Source organism: Agromyces sp. Y558, from assembly GCF_059445415.1.
Genome location: NZ_JCAIUH010000001.1, coordinates 187,193 through 210,085, shown reverse-complemented (window position 1 = coordinate 210,085; position 22,893 = coordinate 187,193). Strand labels below are relative to the sequence as shown.

At 68.9% G+C, this 22,893-nt stretch carries 20 protein-coding genes; 7 read left to right on the top strand and 13 right to left on the bottom strand.

Features of this window, described 5'->3' with window-relative positions:
* Nucleotides 1-20: 20 nt before the first annotated feature.
* The 4 genes from AC1C2T_RS00910 to AC1C2T_RS00895 form a co-directional block, all read right to left on the bottom strand.
* On the bottom strand, nt 21-911 hold the full coding sequence (locus AC1C2T_RS00910) for a fibronectin type III domain-containing protein (protein ID WP_495363228.1): 891 nt from the start codon (nt 909-911) through the stop codon (nt 21-23).
* Between the two features lie 27 nt (nt 912-938).
* Entirely contained in the window at nt 939-2,312 is a 1,374-nt protein-coding gene (locus AC1C2T_RS00905) for a dicarboxylate/amino acid:cation symporter (RefSeq protein WP_495383906.1), read from the bottom strand.
* A gap of 274 nt (nt 2,313-2,586) precedes the next feature.
* Complete coding sequence (locus AC1C2T_RS00900) at nt 2,587-3,000, bottom strand: hypothetical protein (protein WP_495383905.1); 414 nt, start codon at nt 2,998-3,000, stop codon at nt 2,587-2,589.
* Between the two features lie 42 nt (nt 3,001-3,042).
* On the bottom strand, nt 3,043-4,155 hold the full coding sequence (locus tag AC1C2T_RS00895) for an epoxide hydrolase family protein (protein WP_495383904.1): 1,113 nt from the start codon (nt 4,153-4,155) through the stop codon (nt 3,043-3,045).
* Nucleotides 4,156-4,280: 125 nt separating this feature from the next.
* On the opposite strand from AC1C2T_RS00895, the gene AC1C2T_RS00890 reads away from it, so the two are divergent.
* Nucleotides 4,281-4,838, top strand: coding sequence for a dihydrofolate reductase family protein (locus AC1C2T_RS00890; protein ID WP_495383903.1), 558 nt, complete (start codon nt 4,281-4,283; stop codon nt 4,836-4,838).
* 31 nt (nt 4,839-4,869) lie between these two features.
* Here the strand turns inward: AC1C2T_RS00890 and AC1C2T_RS00885 are convergent, their stop codons facing one another.
* Both AC1C2T_RS00885 and AC1C2T_RS00880 read right to left on the bottom strand, forming a co-directional pair.
* On the bottom strand, nt 4,870-5,979 hold the full coding sequence (locus AC1C2T_RS00885) for a flavin-containing monooxygenase (protein ID WP_495383902.1): 1,110 nt from the start codon (nt 5,977-5,979) through the stop codon (nt 4,870-4,872).
* A 111-nt stretch (nt 5,980-6,090) separates the two neighbouring features.
* Entirely contained in the window at nt 6,091-7,704 is a 1,614-nt protein-coding gene (locus AC1C2T_RS00880; protein WP_495383901.1) for a LuxR C-terminal-related transcriptional regulator, read from the bottom strand.
* Between the two features lie 145 nt (nt 7,705-7,849).
* Here AC1C2T_RS00880 and AC1C2T_RS00875 point away from each other — a divergent pair, with 145 nt between their 5' ends.
* Both AC1C2T_RS00875 and AC1C2T_RS00870 read left to right on the top strand, forming a co-directional pair.
* Nucleotides 7,850-7,978: a hypothetical protein gene (locus AC1C2T_RS00875; RefSeq protein ID WP_495383900.1), complete on the top strand. Its 129-nt coding sequence runs from the start codon at nt 7,850-7,852 to the stop codon at nt 7,976-7,978.
* A gap of 135 nt (nt 7,979-8,113) precedes the next feature.
* Complete coding sequence (locus AC1C2T_RS00870; protein WP_495383899.1) at nt 8,114-9,280, top strand: RtcB family protein; 1,167 nt, start codon at nt 8,114-8,116, stop codon at nt 9,278-9,280.
* Nucleotides 9,281-9,533: 253 nt separating this feature from the next.
* Here the strand turns inward: AC1C2T_RS00870 and AC1C2T_RS00865 are convergent, their stop codons facing one another.
* Nucleotides 9,534-10,199: a DedA family protein gene (locus AC1C2T_RS00865; protein WP_495383898.1), complete on the bottom strand. Its 666-nt coding sequence runs from the start codon at nt 10,197-10,199 to the stop codon at nt 9,534-9,536.
* A 71-nt stretch (nt 10,200-10,270) separates the two neighbouring features.
* On the opposite strand from AC1C2T_RS00865, the gene AC1C2T_RS00860 reads away from it, so the two are divergent.
* Nucleotides 10,271-10,816, top strand: a complete 546-nt coding sequence (locus AC1C2T_RS00860) for an SDR family NAD(P)-dependent oxidoreductase (protein WP_495383897.1) — start codon at nt 10,271-10,273, stop codon at nt 10,814-10,816.
* Here the strand turns inward: AC1C2T_RS00860 and AC1C2T_RS00855 are convergent.
* On the bottom strand, nt 10,709-13,327 hold the full coding sequence (locus AC1C2T_RS00855; RefSeq protein ID WP_495383896.1) for an Ig-like domain repeat protein: 2,619 nt from the start codon (nt 13,325-13,327) through the stop codon (nt 10,709-10,711). The two genes, AC1C2T_RS00860 and AC1C2T_RS00855, sit on opposite strands and share 108 nt — an antisense overlap.
* A gap of 347 nt (nt 13,328-13,674) precedes the next feature.
* On the opposite strand from AC1C2T_RS00855, the gene AC1C2T_RS00850 reads away from it, so the two are divergent.
* From AC1C2T_RS00850 to AC1C2T_RS00840, 3 genes are all read left to right on the top strand, one after another.
* On the top strand, nt 13,675-14,079 hold the full coding sequence (locus AC1C2T_RS00850; protein WP_495383895.1) for a hypothetical protein: 405 nt from the start codon (nt 13,675-13,677) through the stop codon (nt 14,077-14,079).
* Between the two features lie 129 nt (nt 14,080-14,208).
* Entirely contained in the window at nt 14,209-15,645 is a 1,437-nt protein-coding gene (locus AC1C2T_RS00845; protein WP_495383894.1) for a hypothetical protein, read from the top strand.
* Nucleotides 15,646-15,933: 288 nt separating this feature from the next.
* Nucleotides 15,934-16,707, top strand: coding sequence for an IclR family transcriptional regulator (locus AC1C2T_RS00840; RefSeq protein ID WP_495363244.1), 774 nt, complete (start codon nt 15,934-15,936; stop codon nt 16,705-16,707).
* A gap of 364 nt (nt 16,708-17,071) precedes the next feature.
* Here the strand turns inward: AC1C2T_RS00840 and AC1C2T_RS00835 are convergent, their stop codons facing one another.
* The 5 genes from AC1C2T_RS00835 to AC1C2T_RS00815 form a co-directional block, all read right to left on the bottom strand.
* Complete coding sequence (locus tag AC1C2T_RS00835; protein ID WP_495383893.1) at nt 17,072-17,602, bottom strand: PKD domain-containing protein; 531 nt, start codon at nt 17,600-17,602, stop codon at nt 17,072-17,074.
* Nucleotides 17,603-17,922: 320 nt separating this feature from the next.
* Nucleotides 17,923-18,510, bottom strand: coding sequence for a hypothetical protein (locus tag AC1C2T_RS00830; protein WP_495383892.1), 588 nt, complete (start codon nt 18,508-18,510; stop codon nt 17,923-17,925).
* A 294-nt stretch (nt 18,511-18,804) separates the two neighbouring features.
* Nucleotides 18,805-20,871 carry a GTP-binding protein gene (locus AC1C2T_RS00825; RefSeq protein ID WP_495383891.1) on the bottom strand — a complete coding sequence of 689 codons (2,067 nt, stop codon included), beginning with the start codon at nt 20,869-20,871 and terminating at the stop codon, nt 18,805-18,807.
* 179 nt (nt 20,872-21,050) lie between these two features.
* Nucleotides 21,051-21,620, bottom strand: a complete 570-nt coding sequence (locus AC1C2T_RS00820) for a MarR family winged helix-turn-helix transcriptional regulator (protein ID WP_495383890.1) — start codon at nt 21,618-21,620, stop codon at nt 21,051-21,053.
* A gap of 36 nt (nt 21,621-21,656) precedes the next feature.
* Complete coding sequence (locus tag AC1C2T_RS00815; protein ID WP_495383889.1) at nt 21,657-22,817, bottom strand: FAD-dependent oxidoreductase; 1,161 nt, start codon at nt 22,815-22,817, stop codon at nt 21,657-21,659.
* Between the last annotated feature and the right edge of the window lie 76 nt (nt 22,818-22,893).

The window sequence follows — 22,893 nt, the reverse complement described above, 5'->3', positions numbered from 1 at the left end:
CGGGAGAGGGGCCGGGCTGGTCATACGGTCACGGATGTCTCGGCGGGCTCGTCGCCCTGGCGGTGGTCACCGTCGACACCGTTCGCCTTGCGGCGGCGCAGGAGCCGCTGGCCGAGCAGGGCGAGTGCGCCCACCGCGACGAGGCCGATGAGGATGCCGCCGCCGGCGAGCCAATCCGGTGCGCCGTTGCTGCTCGAAGCTGCAGCGGATACGGCCGCCTCGGTCGGGGGCTTCGCGGTCGCCGCCGTGATGGTCGCCGACTTCGATGCGCTCGACGCGGCGGACTCGCCGACCGCGTTCGTGGCGACGAGGGTCGCGGTGTAGACCCCTGCGCCCAGCACCGTGAACGTGTGCGAAGTCGCGCCGGCTGCGAGCGGAATCGCGGTGCCCTTGTTGAGCGACAGCTTGTAGCCCGTCACGGGCGAGCCGCCGTCGGCGGGTGCCGCCCAGCTCACGGTGAGCGCTGTGCCTTTGACGCTGAGGAGCGGTGCAGCCGGGGCGAGCGGCGCGGTCGCGGCGACGGCGGCGGGTGCGACGTCGGTGGCCGCTCCCGACTCCGACGGGTTCGACGTGGTGCCGCCTGAGGTACCGGTGTTCGGGTCAGGTGCGGGCGCTGGAGCAGGCGCGGGGGCCGGTGCGGGCGCCGGAGCGGGAGCAGGGGCTGGGGCTGGGGCCGGTGCGGTTCCACCGCCGATCGCGGGCGGCGGGTCTTCCTGGGTGCTGTCGTAGGGGTAGCCGCCGGCGTTCTCGCACGCGCCGAGGTCGAAGTTGATCGAGCAGAGATCGCACACGTCGCCGGCAGCGGAGGCCGGCCCGCTGCCGATGAGCACGAACGTCGGCACGGTGATCGCGAGCACGAGACTCGCGGCGAAGACACGGAGGCGGTTGAGGCCGCGGAGTCGGGGAGTCATAGGGATTCTTCCTTCTGGGAGGCCGCGTCAGCGGTGGGTGGCGAGTTCGGGCTCGTTCTCGAGCTCGTCGCGATGCGTCGCGCGACCGGCGAAGATCTCGTCGTCGAGCGCGCCGGCGCGACGGGCGACGATCGTGGCGCTCGTGGCCGCGGCCGTGACGTTGGCCATGGTGCTCGCGGTGCCGGCGATGGCGCTGATCGGAATGAGCAGCACGAGCACCTCGACGGGCAGCCCCACGGCAGTCAGCACCGCCGTGGCGGTGACGATCGCCGTGCCCGGCACTCCCGCCGTGCCGAGGGAGACGAGCAACCCCAGCACGACGAGCACGACGTAGTCGAGCGGCGTGTATTCGATGCCGAGCGCGTTCACGGTGAACACCGCGACGAGGGTCGGCCAGATGCCGGCGCATCCGGGCATGCCGATGGTCGTGCCGATCGGGGCCGTGAAACCGGCCACCTCGTCGGAGACGCCGATCTTGCGGGTGAGCGTCGAGATCGTGAGCGGCAGGGTGCCGATGCTCGACTGCGTCGTGAAGGCCGTGTACTGGGCGGGCGTGAGCAACCGGAAGAAGCGCAGCGGGTTCACGTCGGCGAACACTCGCAGCAGCACGCCGTTCACGAGGTAGGTATCGACGAAGGCGGCCACGAGCGCGATGACGAGCACCCCGACGAGCGAGAGCGCCGTCTCGATGCGGGCGACCGCTGTCGACGTGGTGACTGCGACGAGTGCGAGCACCGCGTACGGGGTGAGCGCGATGATGAAGCCGACGGCCTTGAAGAGCACGCGGCGCGTGGCATCCACGAATTCCTTGAACGACCGCACCTTCTCGGCGTTCTTGTCGGCGACGATCAGGTACGACACCGCGATGAGCAGGGTGAAGAGGATGATCGCGATGATGTTGTTCGACGAGATGTCGCCGACGACGTTGTGCGGGAAGAGTCCGACGATGACCTCGTCGAGCGGGGCGAGTAGGCCGGTGAGCGCGGAGCTGCCTTTGACGCCCGTGATGTCGAGGTTCGCGCCCTTGCCGATGCCCGTCGCCAGTGCGAGGCCGAGCGTCAGCAGGATCGCGATGAGGTTGGTCGTGAGCAGCCAGAAGACCGAGCTCAGGCCGATCGTGCGCAGCTTCGCGAGGCTGCCGAGCGAGGTGACGCTCGAGAGCACCGAGATGATGATGAGCGGCGCGACGACCGCTGTGATGACGTTGACGTAGATCGAGCCGATCGGGTCGACGTAGTCGAGGTGGCCCTGGAACGCGATGCCGACGCCGATACCGACGACGAGCGCGACGACGGTGAGCAGGGTGAACTTCGCTCCCGCGCGGCGCAGCAGGAAGAGCCCCGCGAAGAGCACGCCGATCAGGGCGAGGGCAGCGACGGAGAGCCAGTCGATGTCAGCCACGGCGCGCTCCGGTGCCGGCCTCGGCGCGGTTGGTTTCGGCGGGCGCGGGCGCAGTTCGGGTTCGGTGCATGGCACGACGCTAGTGATCGCTCGGTGCGATGGGCGGTGCGTGTCGCACTGTGAATGCTCATGACGGCATATGTCGGTCGGAGGGCGCTTTCGGCTCCCTGCCGGCCCCGAACCGGCGACGCCCGTGACGCCGCGTGACGCCGAGTGACGAGGAGTCTGGCGCTGATATGACGCACTGTGTCCTCGACCGAGGCCGGCGTGCGTCTCAGATCGTGACGCCGCTCGGGCCGGGCGTCTCGCCGAACCAGTACGAGGGCGCCGGCAGTTGCGCGCCGATGGACTGCAGGGCGATCGCGGCGAAGGCGTAGATCATGATCGCGATCGTCAGCCCGCCGAGCACCATCGTGGCCCGCACCGCGATGGAGACGGGTACGCCCTCGCGGCGGTAGCGAGGGATCGCCATGAACGCGATCCACATCGACGCGACCGCGAAACCGGTGATCCACACCGTGCGCAGCGCATCGCCCGCGAGCGGTGCGGCGACCGCGAGCACGAGGGAGGCGATCGCCATGAACAAGCCGGTGTACGCGAAGAACCGGGCGAAGCCGATGCCGCCGATGTCATCGTCGCCGGTCCACCACGGCCCGTCGGGTTCGCCCGGCTCTTGCGGTGCGTTCATCCTGCGATCGTATCGACGACGACGAAGCCGCCGGGCAGGGACTCAGCCGAGCGACTGCACGAACTGCCGCACGCGCGCCGCCATCTCGTCGGGCACCTCGGCGACCGTGAAGTGCCCGCCCTCGTCGAGGCGGTCGAATTCTCGCAGGTCGAGGTAGTGCCGACGCACGAGCGACTCGGGATAGGTTGCTTCGTGCCGCTGGATGAAGACGGCAGCGGGCACCGAGTTCGCAGGGATCGGGTCGGGGGTGTCGGCGTCCTCGTAGTACGGGCGGAACGACGAGGCGATCGTCTGGGTGACCCAGTAGATCATCGCCTCGGTGAGGATGCGGTCTCTCGAGATGCGTCGTTCGACGGCGCTCGGATCGCCGGGCGGTGTGTCGCTCCACTCGATGAGTTTCTCGGCGAGCCAGGCGAGCAGACCGGCAGGCGAGTCGTTGAGCGCGAACGCGAGCGTGTCGGGTCTGGTGGCCTGCACGTGGCCGTATGCGCCGTCGTTCTCGTGACGCGCGGCGATGTCGTCGAAGAATGCCCGCTCGGCGGGTGCGGTGAGCTCGGCGCGCTCATCGGAAGTGGGGAAATGCGCGTGCGTGGCGACGATGCCCGCGACGTGCTCGGGGTAGCGCGCCGCGATGAGGTCGCTCACGTTGGCCGTGACGTCTTCGCCGTACGTGAAGTACTGCTCGTAGCCGAGCACCTCGGTCATGAGTGCGTGCATGGTTGCGGCCAGCCGCTTCTCGGTCATCTCACCCGTCGCGTACGGCGAGGAGAATGCGAACCCCGGCAGGCTCGCGACGACGACATGGAAGTCGGGCAGTCGGTCGGCGAAATCGAGCTGCAGGGCGAAGGTGTGCGGCCAGCCGTGCATGACGAGGAGTGCAGGGGCATCCGCTCGCTCTGATCTCAAGTGCGCGAAGTGCACCGAAGCGTCGCCGACCTCGGCGATGAACTGCGGATGCCCGTTGAGCCATGCCTCGCGCGCCCGCCAGTCCCAGACGGCCCACTCGGAGATGAGCTCGCGCAGGTAGCCGGCGGACATTCCCGAAGGCGGGCGCCGCGGCGAATCATCGGGCACCCTGCTGCGCGCGAGGCGGGATCGCAGGTCGTCGATGACCTGGTCTGGGACATGAAGCTCGAAGGGTCGCAACTCGCTCATAGGCCGACGATATGCCGTGCCACCGACATCGACCTTTCGCGAGTTCGGCCCGGTTGTCGATCTCGCGCGATCTCGTTCGACGTCCAGAATGAGAGCGGAGATACCGGCTCTGGAAGGATTCCATCATGCGCACCCTCATCGTCACCGAGTTCATCAGCCTCGACGGCGTCATCGACTCACCCGGCGGCGGCTCGCACCCGCGCGCCGGCTGGACCTTCAAGGACGTACCCTTCGTCGAGGAGGCCTACGAGATCAAGGGCCGCGAGCAGCTCGAAGCGAGCGCGATGCTCATGGGGCGAGTGAGCTACGACGAGTTCGCGCCGGTCTGGCCGTCGATGGAGGACTTCGCCGAGTACAACGCGATGCCGAAGTACGTCGTGTCGTCGACGCTGTCCGACCCTGAGTGGAGCAACACGCGGGTACTGCGGTCGCTCGACGAGGTCGCGAAGCTCAAGGAGGGCGAAGGCGGCCCCATCATCGTGCACGGCAGCGCCACCCTGGCACAGGGCCTCGCCGCGGCCGGTCTCGTCGACCGGTACCACCTGCTCGTGTTTCCGATCCTGCTCGGTGCCGGCAAGCGCCTCTTCGCGAGCGACGGCGACCCCTACACGCGGCTCGACCTCGTGGAGTACGAGGCGTACTCCAACGGTGTCGTCAAGCAGGTGCTCGACGTCGTTCGCTGAGCGCCGACCGGATGTCGCGGCAGCGGGCCCGTCACGGGGCCGCGCTGGAGAGCGCACGCATCCGAGTCAACGCCTCGACCACGTCGACGGCGTCGCGGTCCATGCCCATGAGCGTCTCGGATGCTACGGAGTATTGGAACGGCATGCCCACGAACGCAAGCCCGGGGCATCCTTCGGCGAGACCCCGATGTTCGATGGGCCGACCATCGGAGTCCACGACGCCCTCGATGTCGATCCAGCCGAGGTCGGGGTGCGAGCCCGTGCACCACACGACGGTCGCCGCGTCGATGACGGTGCCGTCGGCGGTGACCGGGCGCCCCGCCTCAACGCGGTCGAGGCGGCCGACCCGCACGACGCCGGCGCGATCGAGTTGTGCGGGCTTGTTGCGCACGAGCATGACGCCGTGGCCGAGGTTCGCGGCCCGCGCCGCACGGCCTTTGGCGGTGTCGATCGTGGTGCGGCGCAGCCGGCCGATGAAGATGCCGCTCATGAGGTTGCCGATCGGGGTGTCGATGTCGACCGGCACGTGCCCCGGATGCCGCCCTGCCAGTGTCACGGCGTGGCCGGCGCGCGCGGCGTCGAGTGCGACATCCGTGCCCGAGTTCGCCGCGCCGACGACGAGCACCGCGCCGTCGGCGAGCTGCTCGGGCCCGCGGTAGCCGATGGAGTGGAGCTGCAGGATCGACGGGTCGAGCGCGCGCGCGAGGGCCGGCACGAGGGGGATGCGGTGCGCCCCCGTTGTCACGATCACCCGGTCGGCGAGCACATCGTCGTCACTGAGCGCGCCGCCGCCGAGCTCGAGGCGGAACCGCCCGTCGGGCCGTCGGGTGAGCGCGGCAACCTTCGATGAGGTGCGCACGGGCAGTTCGAAGTGCCGCGCGTACCGCTCGAGGTAGTCGCCCATCTGGGCGCCGGTCGGGTAGCCGAATCGGCCGACGTCGAGGCGCAGGCCCGGCAGGCTCGCGAAGGGGCGCGGGGTGAACAGCCGCAGCGAACGGTAGCGCTCGCGCCACGATTCCCCGATGCGCGCCTGCTCGTCGAACAGTTCGAAACGCACGCCTCGGTCGGCGAGGCGCTTGCCGACGATGAGCCCCGCGGCGCCGGCGCCGATGACCGCGGTGTCGATGACGGTGGTGGACATTGTGGCCTCCTTTTCCGCGTGACACTACGGATGCCGCGTCGCGGCCGCGTCGGCAGAAATGACCATTTTCGGGGCGGGGCGGGGCGGGGCAGGGCAGGCAGGGCGCCTCGCTCAGCGCGCCGCGTTAAGCCCGTGCTCGAACGCGAACGCCGTCGCGGCCGAGCGGCTTCCGAGCCCGAGCTTGCCGAGGATGTTGCTGACGTGCCGTGCCACCGTGCGCTCGCTGAGGAACAGCTCGTTCGCGATCTGGCGGTTCGAACGCCCGCTCGCGATGAGGCGGAGCACCTCGAGCTCCCGTCGGGTGAGACCGGCGGATGCCGCGGCGCGCTCGCCCCCGACGGCAACCCGTTCGAGTCGGTCGAGGTCGGCGACCGCGCCGAGCCCGGCGAGCACGGTGCGCGCAGCGTCGAACTCGAGTTGCGCCGCTTCCTCGTCGCCGCAGGCCCGGTTCGCGCGGCCGAGCAGCACGCGGGTGATCGCTGCGTCGTACGAAGCCTCGAGTCGTCGCCAGATCGACCAGGATCGGCGCAACAGGGGCAGGGCTCGCTCCGGGGCATCCGTGTCGATCAGGAGTCGCGCCTCGGCCCGGTCGGCCTGCGCCTGCAGGTAGATCGTGCCGAACTGCTCGGCCATGGCGCGCAATTCGGTGCAGGCGCGGCTCGCGACATCCGTCTCGCCGTGCTCGATCTCGAGCTCGACCTGCGCGGCCAGCAGCTCGGCGTGCGTGCCGGGCGCCGGCGCTGCCTCGAGCGCGCGGGCGATGCCGGCTCGCGCAGCAGCGATGCGCCCGCTGTCGCGCCGCAGCAGCGCGAGGCCGGGCTGCACCTCGCGCCCGAGCTCCGAAGCACGCCGGTAGGCCGCATCGGCCTCGGCGCGTCGGCCGACCAGCCGGCAGAGTTCGGCCAGCCCGTAGTAGGCGTGCTCGAGCGTCTCGGCGCGCCGCTCGCGAGCGCAGACGGCTTCGAGCGTGGCGGTGGCCTCGTCCCATTCGCCGAGGAGGCGCAGCACGCCGGCCCGGTGCACGGAGCATTCCCCGCGGAACGGCTCGAGTCCGCGCTGCGCATCGCACCAGTCACTGAGGTCGCGGGTCCACACGCGGGCGCGTTCGATATCCCACCGATCGAGGCAGCTCGCGATGACCGCGCAGTACGCGGGGCCCGCAGCGCGGTCGCTCACCCGGCCCGACGAGATGGCGAGCATGACGCGATCCATGCACGCGAACCCCTCGTCGACGCGGCCACTGCGCACCAGCGACCGCCCGAGTCCCATGGTGGCGAGCAACTCGGTGTCGGCGTCACGGGCGTCACGTGCTAGCGCTACCGCGCGCTCGCCGAGGGCGACGGATGCCTCGACCTCACCCGACGCGAAGGCCCCCGCCGCCCGGCAGAGCGCCGCCGTTGCGTCGCTGTTCGGCGTGTGTTCGGCGAGTTCGCACAGCTCGAACAGCCGCGCCATCCAGGCGCCCGCCCGCACGGCCTCGCCGTAGTCGGCGAGCGTGAAGCCCAGCCAGAACACGCAGCGGATCGCGGCATCCGTCTCACCCTCGTCGAGGTAGGCGAGGTGGGCCGCCCCCCAAGCCTGCTCGCATTCGGCCTCTCGGCCGAGGAACCAGGCCGCCAAGCCCAGGGCGTCGAGTTCAGCGGCGGTGAGATCGGCGCGGCGGGCCGCGAGCTCGTCGTAGTTGGCGACCCAGTCGGTGACCTCCACTGCGCCTGCCGCGGACATGGCGTCAGTATGTGCCCGCGGACGGGGTCGTGACAAGCGCGACCCCGTGAACGATCGTCTTGCCATTGACCCCGCGGCATCCGCTGCACTAACGTTCGAAGGCTGCGCACTCTGCGCGGCATCCCCGGAATCTGGAAGGAAGGTCATGACCGTGTTTCTGCAGCGCACGAACAAGCCCTCCTTCGTCGAGCCCGTGATCGAGCAGCGTGCTCTGTTCACTCAGAGCTATCTGCTCAATCGCGAACTCGACCAGGTTCTCGACCCGGCACACTGACGCCGACGCGGCATTCGCCCCGCGATTCTCGTCACCCCGTGCCGGTCGAGGCCCGGGGTGCTTCTCTGTCTGCGCGCGACGGGGAGCCTCGGGCCCCCGGATCAACGCAACGCACATGCAAGACAGGAAAGGAACATGGAGATCATCACGAAGCGGCTCGTCTCGTGGGCGAGCCTGATCGACGAGAAGACCGTCGAGCAGGCCCGAACCTCGTCGACGATGCCGTTCATCTACCCGCACCTCGCGCTCATGCCCGACGCGCACCTGGGCCTCGGCGCCACGGTGGGGTCGGTCATCCCGACGCTCGGGGCGATCATCGCCGCGGCCGTCGGAGTCGACATCGGCTGCGGCATGATCGCGGTGAAGACGCAGTTCACCGCGTCGGAGCTGCCCGCCGATCGGCGGGCTGTGCGCGAGCAGATCGAGCGCGCCATCCCGCTTTCGGCCGGCAAGCACAACCGGAAGATCGTCGCGTCGGCGGTTCCGCGCATCGCGGAGCTCGAGGCGCTCGCCGAGGCGAAGGGCTTCGACCCGGGGAGCTACGCGGGCAACTGGCGCGAGCAGCTCGGTTCCCTCGGCAGCGGCAACCACTTCATCGAGGTGTCGCTCGACGAGACCGACCGGGTGTGGTTGTTCCTGCACTCGGGAAGCCGGGGCGTGGGCAACAAGATCGCCCAGCACCACATCAGGGTCGCGCAGCGGCTCGCGAAGCAGTGGTGGATCGAGCTGCCCGACCCCGACCTCGCCTACCTCGTCGAGGGCACGCGGGAGTTCACGCGGTACATCGCCGAGCTCCGGTGGGCGCAGCACTTCGCCCTCCTCAACCGGGAGGAGATGATGGACCGCGTCATCCGGCAGGTGAGCGAGTGGGTCGGCGCGCCCGTGGTGGAGAACGAGCGGATCAACTGCCACCACAACTTCACCGAGAGCGAGGTGCACTTCGGCAAGCGCGTGTGGGTCTCCCGCAAGGGGGCGATCCAGGCGGATGCCGGTCGGCCCGGGTTGATCCCCGGTTCGATGGGCACCGCGTCGTACGTCGTCGAGGGACTCGGGCATCCGATGTCGCTGAACTCCTCGCCGCACGGTGCCGGGCGTTCGTTCTCGCGGACGAAGGCCAGGCAGACGTTCACGCACGAGCAGCTGCGTGAGGCCATGGTCGGCATCGAGTTCCGCGACACCGACGCGTTCATCGACGAGATCCCGCAGGCCTACAAGCCGATCGACCAGGTTATGGCCGACGCGGCCGAGCTGGTGACGGTGCGGCACACGCTGCGGCAGCTCGTCAACGTCAAGGGCGACTGAGCGGAGCCGAAGGCGCTGCGGTCGGTGCGAAGTCGCTCAGCGGGATCAGGATCTGTGCGTCTCCGACTCCCACGCGCCTCGAAAATTCCGCAGGCAGTTCACAAATCGCGTATGCCAGTTCCGCCTCACGCTGAGGCGGAACTGGCATACGGTCGGTGCGCCTCCTCGGCGGATCTGTCAGGAGTCGGAGGACTCGGGCGCACTCACCCGCTTCTTCTCGCGCACACAGACCTCTGACCTCTTGCGCCGGACTTCAGACCAGCTCGAGTGCGTCATGAGGAGCTTCGCGGAGGTAGCTCGGGAGCTCCGCGACGCAGCGAGCTCGCCGCGCCGCGACGGCCGAGCTGACGCGATCGATGACGATGCCGATCACCAGGGCGATGGCGATACCGACCAGCGCGGCGAGCAGCGGGTTGCCTGAGAGCCATTTGCCTGCGAACAGCCCGATCGCGACCGAGTACACGGCCCAACTGAGTCCGGCGAGGGCGGAGAGCGGCAGGAACCGCCGGCGCGGCAGGCCGGCGGCCCCGGCGGTGACATTGACGGCGACGCGGCCCACCGGGATGTAGCGAGCGGTGAGGATGAGCACGGTCGCCCGTCTGGCGAGGCCCTCTCGTGCCCACTCGATCGCGCGGCGGGCGGAATCGCGACGCATCCATCGCCAACGATCGAGTCCCACGGTTCGCCCGATCGTGAACGCGATGTTGTCGCCGAGGAACGCACCAGCGGCAGCTGCGAGCACGGCGCCGACGAGCATCGCCCAGTCACCGGTTGCCGCACCCGCGGCGGCAGCGGCGATGACGACCGTCTCGCTCGGTACCGGTGGGAAGAATCCGTCGATGACGCACACGACGAAGATCACCACGTAGACCCATGGCGACTGCACGAGCGAGAGCACGATCTCGGTGAGAAACTCCATGCCTTCGACGCTATGTACGGGGTTGTCGTGAGCGCGTCCCCCCGTCGTCGCATCCGGCCCCGTACCGCGGTATGAGGTTTCCGGCGGCGACGTCACCGTGCGGTACGGCTCGTTCGTCGGCTGAGGCCTCCGCGGGGGCATGGTCGAACCATGGCACGCGTCAACGGAAAGGTCGCACTCATCAGCGGAGGGCCCGAGGCATAGGGGCATCGCACGCCCGCCTGCTCGTCGCCGAAGGGGCGAAGGTCCTCATCGGCGACCTGCTCGACGAGGAGGGCACGGCGCTCGCGACCGAGCTCGGGGCTGACAACGCCCGCTTCGTGCACCTCGACGTCACCGACTATGCCCAGTGGGAAGCCGCAGTGCAGGCCGCAGTCGAGGCGTTCGGCGGACTCGACGTGTCAATCGCGTGTGCATGCAGAATGCATGCAGAATGCATGCACACGCAGCAACCGGCCGAGCGAATGTGCTCGCCCGGCCGATTGCATCTCAATTCACGCGGTCTCGCGTCACGCAGTCTCGCGCCTGCGATGCCTGACCCACATCAGCGCGGCCAGTCCGAACACCAGCAGCCCGAGCGCAGAGCCGACCGCAGCCGAGACCGACGTGCCGGTTGACGCGAGGCCACTTGTGCCCGTACCGCCCTCATCCGGAACGCGCACCGTCACTGCCCACTCCTGATCGATGTCCACCCCGATCGAGTTCGTCGCGAGCAACGCGAGCGCGTGATCGCCTGTCGCGAGGTCGCGAGGAACGACGACGACGAATCGCACCGTTCCATCCGCGTCGGCCACGGCAGTACCGAGCTGTTGCACCTCGGAGTGAATGCTCAGTGATGCGGCGCTCTCTGGCAGGAGACCGGTGACCTCGACGTCGATCGTGGATCCCGCGACCACGACGCCTGGCGCCTTGCCGTCGACCGTCATCACGACTGGCGATGCGGTCGTGGTGGAGGGCATGACGGTGAAGCCCACCTGCGATGAGCTCGAGCCCGACTCGAGCGTCGCGTCATCCGGCACGAAGGTCGCGCTGATACTGAGGTGCCCGACAGCCGTGTCGGACGGGACGTCGATCACGGCGGTTCCGTCGGGCTGCACAGTGGCTTCGCCGAGCTTCGCGGACTCGCTGTCGAACGTCACCTTGCCGTGCGCCACGTCACCGTTCGCGAGCTCGACCGTCGCCGTGAGGTGCGCCGGCTCATCCGTTTGGAATTCCTGAGACGATGCCGAGGCCACCAGCGTGGTCGTGGAGGACATGGCCGGCTCGACGGCGAAGGGAGGAGTCGACAGGCCATTCCCATCGAGGGCCGACGCTGTCAAGATCACCAGCGAGTCCGTCCAGGCCAACGGGTTGACCGAGGCCGGGTTGCCGTCGCGGTCGACCTGCTCCGGCAGTTCACCCAACCAGTTGCTGTTATCCAGGACCCAATTCAAAGCGCCAGTCGATCTGGGCTTGTCTCCCATCTGCGCCCACGCGAGGGCGAAGAAGGCGGTCTCGGGTGTCCACGACGGCCCCTCGAACCCGGTTCCGGGAACGACGCCGCCGTTCGGCTGCACGAGCGCATCCCAGGTCGTCGTCAGTGCAGCGGTCAGATCCGCCGGCGCAGTGTTGAACGGGGGCGCCATGAACGTGACCGCGGAATCACGGCCGTCGGGGTTCTCGGCCGTGCGGGGATAGCCGGCAGGGGCGAACGCATCGGCGATACCGCCGGACAACGCCTCGGCCGCTTGTGCCCACTCCGCCTGGTCGTCACTGTGTCCGCTGATCCTTGCCAGGTCTGCGGATGCGTTCAGCCCCGCGAGCAGAGGAGCGGCCGTGCCGATGTTGGCAGTAGCCGTACCGCTCTCCCAGTAATCGGGCGATGCCGGCGGCAGGCCGGTCTCCGGGTCCAGCGAGGCGGCCACATAGTCGGAGGCCTTCTCCAGGGTCGGGTAGAGCGCTGCAAGTTGCGCGTCACGAGTATTGTTCGGCGCCTTCTGGTACCACTGCCAAACCGACCAGGGCACCCATCCATTCGCGTCGAGTTGCCACTCGCGATTGTCCGGCGTGCCGGCACCGTCGAGTGTCGTGCGCGCCTCCCACGTGCCATCAGCTCGTTGGGTCGATGCGTTGAACTGGAAGATCCTGTACGCCTCATCCAGGTGCCCGGTTGCGACGAACGCCGACGCGATGAAGCTGGAGTCTCGTGGCCACGAATAGGCCCAGATACTGAACCACGCAGCAGCAACCGCACCATTCGCCTGTGTCAGAGCACGCATGGACAGCAGCGCCCGCGCGGACGCCTTCTTCTCGTCGGGGGTGCTTCCCGGGATGGTCCCCGATGCAAGCCAAGCCTTCGAGTCGGCGATCTGCTCGAGTGCGCCAGGATCGTCGGGGCTCACGGTGACGGGATCTGTCGCGCCTTCGGGAAGGTACCGCAACCGACCGTCTGCGAGCTCGAGCACGTTGCTGTCTTCGACGTACGTCGCGCCCCAGCCATCGCGGTTCGAGATCGCCGCCGTCGTCGTGCCGTTGTAATACAGACCCGCCGTGTACTCCTTGGTGACCCAGTCCGGGAGGCCTCGGTAGCACTCGTCCGGGTTGCCGCAGGCTTCGGTGCCGGTGGGATTGATGTGGAATGCCGGGCTGAAGTACGTGTAGATGCTCCAGCCCCCGTAGTACGGCACGTCGTAGTTCCAGCTCGGCAATGACCCTGCCGTATTGAGGCCGTACCACGACACCGACTTGCCGGCCTCGACGCTGGCCTGCAGCACGAGGTAGTACTTCACTCCGGGAGTGATCGTGACGTCGAACGGGAAGTCCACCCAGCCCGAGCCCGATCCGCCCAGATCGTTGACGATGTCCAGCGTCGACGTTGCGACGGAAGTCGTTGGATCGTCCAACGTCGTCCGCAGTTCCGCAGCGACCGATCCGGAGGGAGCACCGACCTCAAGCCAGGTGCTGATCTTCGTGATGTCGCCGTCAGTGACGACGATTTCCTGTGCTGCCGCGTGATCCGGACCGACGAGGCCGAACAGGGCCGATGTGTGCTCTGGTTGACCGGTGTAAGCAGGAAGGGGATCGGCGGACGCCGTTCCGGAGATGGCGATGACGGGAGCGGCGAGCGCAAGCGCAAGCGCGGCCGCCATGATGCGCGGTCTGCGTGCGCTGCCCTTTCCTCTGGTGGGTCGATGGACGAGGTCCAATTTCAACGTATTTCACTCCTGACGGGCTTCATTGCCCAAGCATCGTGGCGTCGGCCGCTGGGGCCGGCGCACCTGAGGCGACGGTTCATAGATGGGTGGAACTTACTTTGTTTAGCATCTGAAGTATTCGGAGCATAGCGCGCACGCAGCCCCGAGCCAGGGGTCGGCGCTGGTCGAGTGGATCGCGCTGCGCGCCGACGGCATCGTCGTTCGCGAGCGCTGACCCCGCCGAGCGCTGACCCCGCCCGCGCTGACCCCGCAGGTCGCCCGAGCCCAGTACTGTCGTGACCGTGACTCTCGTACCTGGCGCCCCGCAGCAGCCCGCCCCGTTCTTGGTTTCGCTCGGCAACATCCACGCGACGCAGCACCACGTGGTGACGCCGGCTGGCGCGTGGCCGATCGCCGAGGTCAACATCTCGACGGCCGATCAGACGCAGGTGACGACCCACACGCCGACCTGGGCGATCGTCATGGTCGTGGTGTTCATCTGGTTCTTCCTGCTGAGCCTGCTGTTCCTGCTTGCGCGCGAGAGCCGCATCTCGGGATTCATCACGGTGACCGTGTGGGGGCCGGGCGGTCAGTCGTACGTCGAGAACATCCCGGTTTTCGATGAGGTGCAGCGTGCCGACGTCTTCAATCGGGCGACGTACCTGCAGTCGCTCATCGGGCAGGAGCGGCACCGGCTCGGTCGGTAGCACGAGCGCAGCGGTTCGCACCGACCGCGCGTGCAGGTGCAGATTTTCGGGAACCCGTTTAGCATCGGAAGCGGCGAGCAGCGCCGATCCCGACCGCAGCGCCGCCTGCCCGACCACCCAGGAGCCCGAGTGACGACGCACGCCGACGACCAGCCGCTGCTCGGGTTCGGGGCGTCAGCGACCGAGCACGCGCCTCGGCCGGGCCGCCGGAGCGCCGATGTCGGAGGCGCACTGCGTCCCCGCCGGATTCCCGTGCCCGACTGGGGGAGGCATCCTTCTTCGCGCGATGTGCAGCGCTACTATCTGTGCAGCGAGGAGCCGAGCGGTGAGTTCGTCGAAGTGATCATCCCGGTCACCGATGCCGGGCGGCGCCGCTACTTCACGACGAGCGACGGCGAGCGCCTCACCGAGGTCGACGAGGACTACTTCCTGCGCCGGGGCGACGGCAACGCCCGCTCGCTGCTCGAACTCGACGCGCGCGAGATGGCTGAGCTCCAGGCCGAACTGAATTTCGTGCGCCCGGTGCTCGGGCGCGACCCGCTGGCCGAGGCTGCTGCACAGGCCGAGGCGGCAAGGGCGGCACAGACCGAGATGACGGATGTTGCGGAGTCGGCGGAAGCCGCGGCGGTGACGGATGTCGCGGAGGCGGCCGAAGCCGCAGAGCAGGCGCCACCGGACGATGCACCGGCCTCGGGCGGTGGATCGATGCCGGAAGCAGAGGTCGCAGAGCTCGAGGATACGGAGCCGGCGGAAGTCCTCGAGCTGCCGTCCCCGGTTCCGGCCCACGCCGTCGCGGAGTGGTTGGATGCCGCGACGATCCCCGAAGTGCCCGTGCTGCCGGCGCCCGAAGAGCCCGACCCGCCGACCCTCGAGGTCGAGGCGGCATCCGAGCCGGGGCTCGACTTCCGTGCGGCCGATGACGATGACGATGACGACGAGATGTACGAGGAGAACGACGTGGTGATGGGAACGAACATGTTCGAACAGGTCGAGCCCGCGGCATCCGTGATGCCCGCCAACGTCACCCCGATGCCCGTCGCGGTGTCGGCCGGCACGTATGCCGCGACACCCGTACCCGCACCTTCACCTGCCGTCGCGCCGGTGCCTGAGCCAGCGCCGGCCGTCGACGCGACCGCGCAGGTGTCGCTTGCGAAGGGCATCGCGTTCGTTGCGCATCGCGGCCAGCTCGACCGGGCCGGCGCCGAGTACATCGATCACCCGGGTCGCGTGGCCGAGCGCTTCGACCCATTCGCCGAGCCCGTGGCGGCCGCGGCGGCATGGCTGCACGATGTGCTCGAAGACACTGCGGTCACTGCGCAGGATCTGCTCGAGGCGGGCGTGCTGCCCGAGATCGTCGGGGTCGTGCAACTGCTCACGCGCACTTCGGATGTCGCGGACGACATGTACTACGCGCGGATCCGCCGCCACCCGGTGGCCCGCCGGGTGAAGCTCGCCGATGTCGACGACAACGCCGCCCCGTGGCGGGCGCGCCGCCTCGACCACGACACGCAGGTGCGCCTCGCTGAGAAGTACCGCCACGCACGCGAGATTCTCGCCGCCGAGTGACGCGGAGCCTCGCCCGCTGAACCTCGGAGGGGTCTCCATCGCAGGCAGGAGCTCTCGGATTCTGTTGCACACGGGAATCGGCAACACGTCCAACACGACGCGTGGATTCAGCGAGCGTCACGCAGCGGCTCACCCCGACGAGCCCGAGCCCCGCGAACCGTTGCGTGCCGGATCGCGCCCGTGGCGGGAGATCGCCAGGAGCAGGCCGTGTCAAGCCCGTCGTGACGCACACTGATGGGGGGTGGAATTCGCCCTCCAGCGGTACGATGTGGGGAGGGGGGAGCACCGATGTCGACACCCGAAGCCCGAGAATCGGATCAGACCCTGATCGGCTCAGTCCAACGCGCGCTGCGGCTGGTCGACATCGTCGCGAACGAGCCACGACCGATGCCTGTGAAGGCGCTCGCCACGGCGAGCGGGCTCACGCCCGGCACCACCTACAACCTGGTGCGCACCCTCGTGCACGAGGGGTATCTCGCCCGCGAACCCGACGGGCTGCTGCTCGGCGATCGGTTCCCGGCATTCCTCTCAGGGGATGCCTCGCACGGAGTGTTCCTCTCGCGCGTGCGCACGGCCCTGCGCGGCGTCACACAAGAGCTCGGCGTCACCGCCTACCTGTCACGATTCGAAGACGGCGAGGTGAACCTCGTCGATATCGTCGACGCCGTGCACAGCCCGCGCCTCGAACTCTGGGTCGGGCTGCACAGCAGTGCGCACGCCACGGCGCTCGGCAAGCAGATCCTGGCGGTGCTGCCCGAGCATGACCGACTCGACTACGTGTCGAGGCATCCGCTCGCCGAGCTCACGCCGCACACCATCAGTGACCGGCGGGTGCTGCTCGATCAGCTCGCGCGTTCGCGCGAGAGCGTCACCGACCGTGAGGAGTACGCGATCGGCTACACGTGCATCGCTGTGCCGGTGAGCGCTGCGGGCGTCACCGCGTCGCTCGCGGTGTCGCTGCCGGCCAACTCCGCCGAGGCTGTCGGCGCCGCCCTCGCGCAAGAGCTGCGCGGCGTGGCGGCCCGGCTCTCGCTGCAGCTCGGCACCGATCGCCTCGGGTAGTCGGGCGCCTGAGTCGGGACCTGGGTCGACGGTGACGATGCCGCGGCAGACGTCCGAGGCATCCGCTGTTCATCATCTGAAAATCCGGCACTGCCGTCGTGAGCCCCGCCCGCGTACTGTACAAGTACGCGCTGGGGGGCGCGTCGCTGCATCGCAGCACACGATCGCATTGCGCGGTCGGCACGGGGGGAGTTTCGGGTTCTTCCTCCGTGCGAGCGATCGGTGAGCGTGGGGGGAAGGTTCGGGTCCTTCCCCCCACGCCACCATCGCTCCTCGGCGCACCGATCGCGGTCGGCGAAGTACTCGGCTACCGTGGCGCCAGACGGATGGGCGGGTCGTGGTCGAGCTGACGTGATCGGTCGACTCAGCAGCCGGGACCGGTCGGGTTGGTGTTGCAGTCGCCGTTCGTGAGTACGGTGTCGAATTGGCCGACGAGTACGCGTTGCGGGTCGCCGGCGACGGTCAGGGTGCCGGAGATGGCCTGCCATCCGGATCCGGCGAACCGGTACTCGGCACGCAGCACGACGTCGAGGGCGACGGTGTACTGGCCGGACTCGGCGAAGACGTGGCTCGTGCCGGTCTGGCTGAACTCGCGCTGACCGAGTTGTGCCCATGTCGCACCCGGTGCGGCGCTCTCGACGGTGCCGCCGTCGCTATGGGACCACCGGTACCCGACCGGTGTGAAGCGCACATCGGCGGGCTGGCCGAGTAGCGTGCCGGGCACGATCTGCACGGATGCCCCGGCGACGAAGTTCGCCGGAAGATCCTCCACAGCCCAACCACCCGGTTCCATGCCGTTGCCCGGCTTCGCCGGCACGAACGACGCGATATCACGCAGCGTGACCGTGACGCCCGAGGCGGGAGCCTCCGGCTCAGGCTCGGTTACTGGCTCCACCCAGCAGAGCTCCACGTTCAGCGGACTGCAATTCTCCGGCATCGCCGCTTCTGGCTCGGGCTGAGTCTCCGGCTTGTGGAAGACCGGGTCCATTGCTTCAGAGTCAACCGGCGCACTAATCGGCGAACCACCTTGGTCATGTTGGCTCCCTCCGTCGATGATCACTTCGAGAATCGCCTCGCCGGGGCCGACATCGGAGTCCACCTTGCACCCAAGGGCGACCGCGACGCTTGAACAGACATCGGTCTGAGAATCCGCGGCTGCTACTCCCATCGCAGGCGGCGTGAGGAGCACCATCACAATGCTGGCCAACAAGGCCGTCAACAGAAGTCGTCGCCAGGCCACTGTTCGATCCGATCGATGAGCAATGTTGTTGGCTCCTCGCTGCTCGACACGAGAAAGGCCTGTGAGGGCACCCGGTTGTCGCGCTCGGCCGGTGTCACGTCGCTGCCGTCTGGGCCAATGATCCTGACGGCGGACACGTCACGGCAGAGGTAGATCGAAACGGACGCGACACCATCCTCCTCACCGCGTTCGACCACCGAGACGGTGTCGAAAGTGCTCTCACCTTCAGCTCGCGCGCCAGCCGTTCGGAACGCTTCGAACTCCTGATGGAGGACCGCCGCGTGCTCGGGAGTTACGTTCGAGTCAATCCGCTCGGGGCTCTGGCCTCCGTCGGCCAGAATTTCATCTGAGGTTGCACTGTAGAGCGCGTGAGCCTCAACCGCAGCGGCAAGAGCCTCCTCATCGGACGCGAAGATCGGCTCAGCGGCTTCCGCTGAAGGAGTCGATGTCGGCGTCGGGTCGCCGCCCGTGCACCCGCTCAGCAACATCGCGAGCGCGCCGATCGCGGCGAACCCGGCGACCGGGTTGCGACGGTGGCGTCGCGCAGAACGAGAGAGGGGCATGGCGAATACCCTAGGCGAGCCCGCGCGCGAGGTGGCCGGTTATCCACAGCAGAGCTCGCGCAACTGCGCGACAGCTCACTCCGGCGGCACGCCGAGGTCGCGCACGAGGTACGCCCAGGGGAACGAGCGGCTGCCCACGATCCGTCCGTCGTCTTCGTAGCGCCGCAACGGACCACGCCAGATCACGCGCTTGTGCTCCCACCAGCTCAGCCATCTCGTCGAACGCGGTGACGGGCCCGAGCCACCAGCCGTCGACCCGGCGCGTGCGATTCCGTGATGTGAGCCAGCCGAGCATCACACCCCGTTCACCATCTGCGCGATGCGTCGCAGGTACTGCTCACGGTCACGCGGGTTCTCGCCGATGCGGGCGCGTTCGGGCAGCCGGCCGTGCACGGGCTCGTCGCCGTCGTACTCCGACCGCAGCGCGCCCTCGCCGCGAGTGAGCCCCGGCAGCGCAGCGCGCAACCGGTCGAGTCGTCGCAGCGGAATTCGGCCGGAGATGACGGCCGCGAAGCGCTCCTCCTCGGTCGTGGTCGGCACGGCCTCGAGTCGGGTGATGGCCGAGAGCACCGAGCCGACGACATCGATCGGCACCTCGAGTTCGAAGCGGTGCATGGGCTCGCAGACGACGGTGCCGGCCCGGGCGAGCGCGTCCATCACCACGAGCGGGGCGAGCGCGCGAAAGTCCGCCCCCGTGCTCGACATCGCCTTCGAGAAGCGCTGGTGGGCGTGGCTCTGGCGCGGCGAGTACCCCGAGTGCGTCATCGTGACGATGCAGTCGGGCACGTCCCAGCCGACGAGTCCCTGCTCGAGCGTTGCTCGAACGGTCTGCTCGGTCGCAGCGAAGAACGCGGGCGGCATGGCCCCGGGCTCGATTCCGAGTCGGAACACGACGCCGCTGCCGGGCGGTGCGGGTTCGACGCGAAGGCCGATCGTCGCGAGAAAGGGGTTGCCCCCGGCCTTGTTGAACTCCACGGCTTCGCCGACACCGGCGAGTCGCTCGACGCACACCACCGTCGACTCGCGAAAACCGACCTCGAGTCCGTAGCGCTCGGCGAGCATCGCCTGGATCACCTCCTTCTGCACCTCGCCCGAGAGCATGACGGTGATCTCGCCGCGCGCATCATCCTGCCGCAGGTCGATGAACGGGTCCTGCTCAGCGAGATCGGCGAGCGCCGAGAACGCCGCGCCCGCGTGTGCCGGCCCGAATTCCACGACCGACTGCAGCATCGGCCGCGCGAGCCCCGCCGCGTCGGCGAGAGCGGTGTGCGATCGTACGCCGATGGCGGCGCCGATCTTCGCGTCGTCGAGTCCGCGCACGAGGGCGATACGGCCGGCAGGCGAGGCATCCGTCTCGACGACCGTGCCGTCTTCAAACGAGCGGATGCCGGTGATCTTGACGCCCTCTCGACCGGCGACGGTGACCCGGTCGCGCACCCGCAGGGTGCCGGCGCGCACGTGCACGAACACTTGCCGGTCGCCGCGATCGTCGCGTTCGATCTTGAACACGGTCGCGGCGAGTTCGGCGTCGGGGTCGCGCTCGGTGCCCGGCAGCAGCTCGCCGAGGCGCGCGAGCAGCTCGCGCACGCCGGCGCCCGTGCGAGCGGATCCGGCGAGAATGCCGTGCACGAGCGCGCGCCGGGAGAGCTCGCCGAATCGCTCGCGCAGCATCACAGGAGGAGGCGTCGCGCCGTTCGCCCATGCGTCGAGCACGCGATCGTCGCGTTCGGCGACGACCTCGAGCATGCCATCGACGGATGCCCCGTGGCGGCGTGCTGTGGCGGACGCACTCGGAGTGCCGGCATCCGTCACACTCGAAAGCATGACGGCTCGCTCGCTGAGCCGGCGGCGGATGTCGGCGACGACGCGTGTCGGGTCGGCACCGGCGCGATCGATCTTGTTGACGAAGAGGATGATGGGCAGGCCGAGCCGCTGGAGGGTGCGCATGAGCACGACGGTCTGCGCCTGCACGCCCTCGACCGCCGACACGACGAGCACCGCGCCGTCGAGCACCGCGAGCGCGCGCTCGACCTCGGCGATGAAGTCGGAGTGACCCGGGGTGTCGATCAGGTTGACGGTGAGCGCGGGGCAGGTTCGGTGCTCGCCGCTGCGGCCGTCGGAGCCTGCGTCGAAGTCGCGGTGGCGGTGGCGGTCGCCGTCGCCGGGCAGCTCGAACGACACGACCGACGAGCGGATCGTGATGCCTCGACGGCGTTCGAGGTCGAGCGAGTCGGTGACGGTCGTGCCGTCGTCGACGCTGCCGGGGTGGTCGAGCACGCCGACCTCGGCGAGGAGGCGCTCAGTAAGAGAGGTCTTGCCGGCATCGACGTGCGCGACGATGCCGAGATTGAGGGTACGCACGAGTGGTCAGGTCCGTTCGGTCGCGGAAGAGGGTGAACGAGGGCGTGACCTGAGGTCGCATTGCCTTGCCCTTTCTCTTCGACGTCTCGTGACGGACTTCGTCGCTCGTGCAGCGACGAGCATCGATGTTACTCGCGCAGCGGTGGGGATGGCAAGGGGCCCCGGGCGGTGAAAGACCTTTAGGCGGAGGTCGCCGGGCGACGCCGCGCGCTGCTCGGGCTGGGTTCGGCAGGCGCGACGCCCTGATCCCGCGCCGGCCTGCCCTCGCCTGCCTCGCGGATCAGCTCATGCAGCTGCGTGAGCGCGCCGGTCGCGGCCGCGAGCGCAGCGCGATCGCGTTCGGGCAGCGCAGCGACGGCATCCATGACGCCAGCGCTCCACGCCTCGGCGATCGCCTCGTGCTCGCGAGCGCCGTCGGGCGTCGCCCAGACGCGCACGACCCGGCGGTCCTCCTCGCTGCTCTCGCGCGTGATGAGTCCGCGGCCCTCGAGGGAGCGGAGCGCGGCCGAGGTGTTCGACTGCCGGAGACCCAGGGTGCGGGCGAGCTCGCCGACGGTGGCACCGGGACCGTCGACGACTTGCTTGAGCAACGCGACCTCGGTCGTCGGGATGGGCCCGACGTGCGCACGCTCGGGAGCCCGCCGGTGGATAGTCCAGGCGAGCTCCCTGAGCGTGGTCGCGACGCGCTGCAGCGACGCGTCCTGCTCGAGCGAGCGCGGTGCGGTTGTGTCACTGCCGTTCGATCCCATTGGGCACAGTGTAGGTCGGCGTGCGACTCGTGCGGGTCAGTACTGCTGCGCGAGGGTGTCGAGCACGACGTTCGTCGCGGTGATGTTGTCGAAGCCGGGCTTCAGGCCCTTCTCCCACTCCGCGATGGCGAGGCAGGTGTCGACGACGAGCTTGCAGCGCTCGTAGCGGCGAGCCGTGTAGGCGTCGAAGGCGTGCTCGTGGTCATCGTGACGCTGCAGTTCCTCGGCGAGCACGATGCCATCCTCGATCGCCTGCGCGGCGCCCTGGCCGAGGTGGGGCGTGACGGTGTGCACAGCGTCGCCGATCAGCACGACACGGCCCTTGTGCCACGGTGCCGGGGCGATGAGCGATTCCTCCGGCCGAAGCACGATGTCGGCATCGGGCTGCAGGAACTCGTCGCGCAGTCTGCCCGTGAGCCAGCCGAAGCCATCGAGGTGCTTCTTCAGCGCCGGGTAGATCTCGTCGCCCTTCGGTCGCTCGTCGCGTGCGTACTCGGCGTTGAAGAAGAAATAGGCGAGGTCCTTGCCGATGGGCACGAAGCCCGCCATGCCGGTCGGGCCGGGTTGCAGGATGATGCGGTCGATCTCGGGCAGCCGGGGCATGTTCAGGCGGAAGGCGCTCTGGCCGATGTAGTAGGGCCGGAGCTGCTCGTCGAGAACGTGCTCGCGCACCTGCGAGCGCACGCCGTCGGCGCCGACGACGAGGTCGTAGCGCTCCGCGGTGCCGTCCTCGTAGCGCACGGTGACGCCATCGCCATCGCCATCGCCATCGCCATCGCCATCCTGCTCGAGGGTGTCGAAGAACGTCGAGTAGCGGATGACGACGCCGACCTCGAGGGCCCGCGCTGTGAGGATCTCGTGCAGTCGCGGGCGGGTGATGCCGTTCATCGCCGGGTACTCCGCACCCTCGATCTTCGTTGCCTTCATGTCGCGGAGCTTGCCGCCGTCGGCGTCGTACATCGAGCCCCACTCGGTGGCGCCGTACCCGTCGGCCATGCACGCATCGGCGCAGCCGATCGCGTCGAGCGCGCGCATCGCGTTCGCGGGCTGGATGATGCCGACGCCGAAGACGGACGAGTGCACGTCCGCTTGCTTCTCGATGACGGTGACGTCGAGTCCTGCGTTGGCACGCAGGGCGATGGCGGTGGCGAGTCCGCCGATGCCTCCGCCGACGACAAGGATGCTGCGGTCGCTCATGTGGAGTTCCTCACATAGGCCCGCCGGCGCACCGTTGCGCCGGTCCGACGGGCTGTCGATGTTTCGATCGACATAT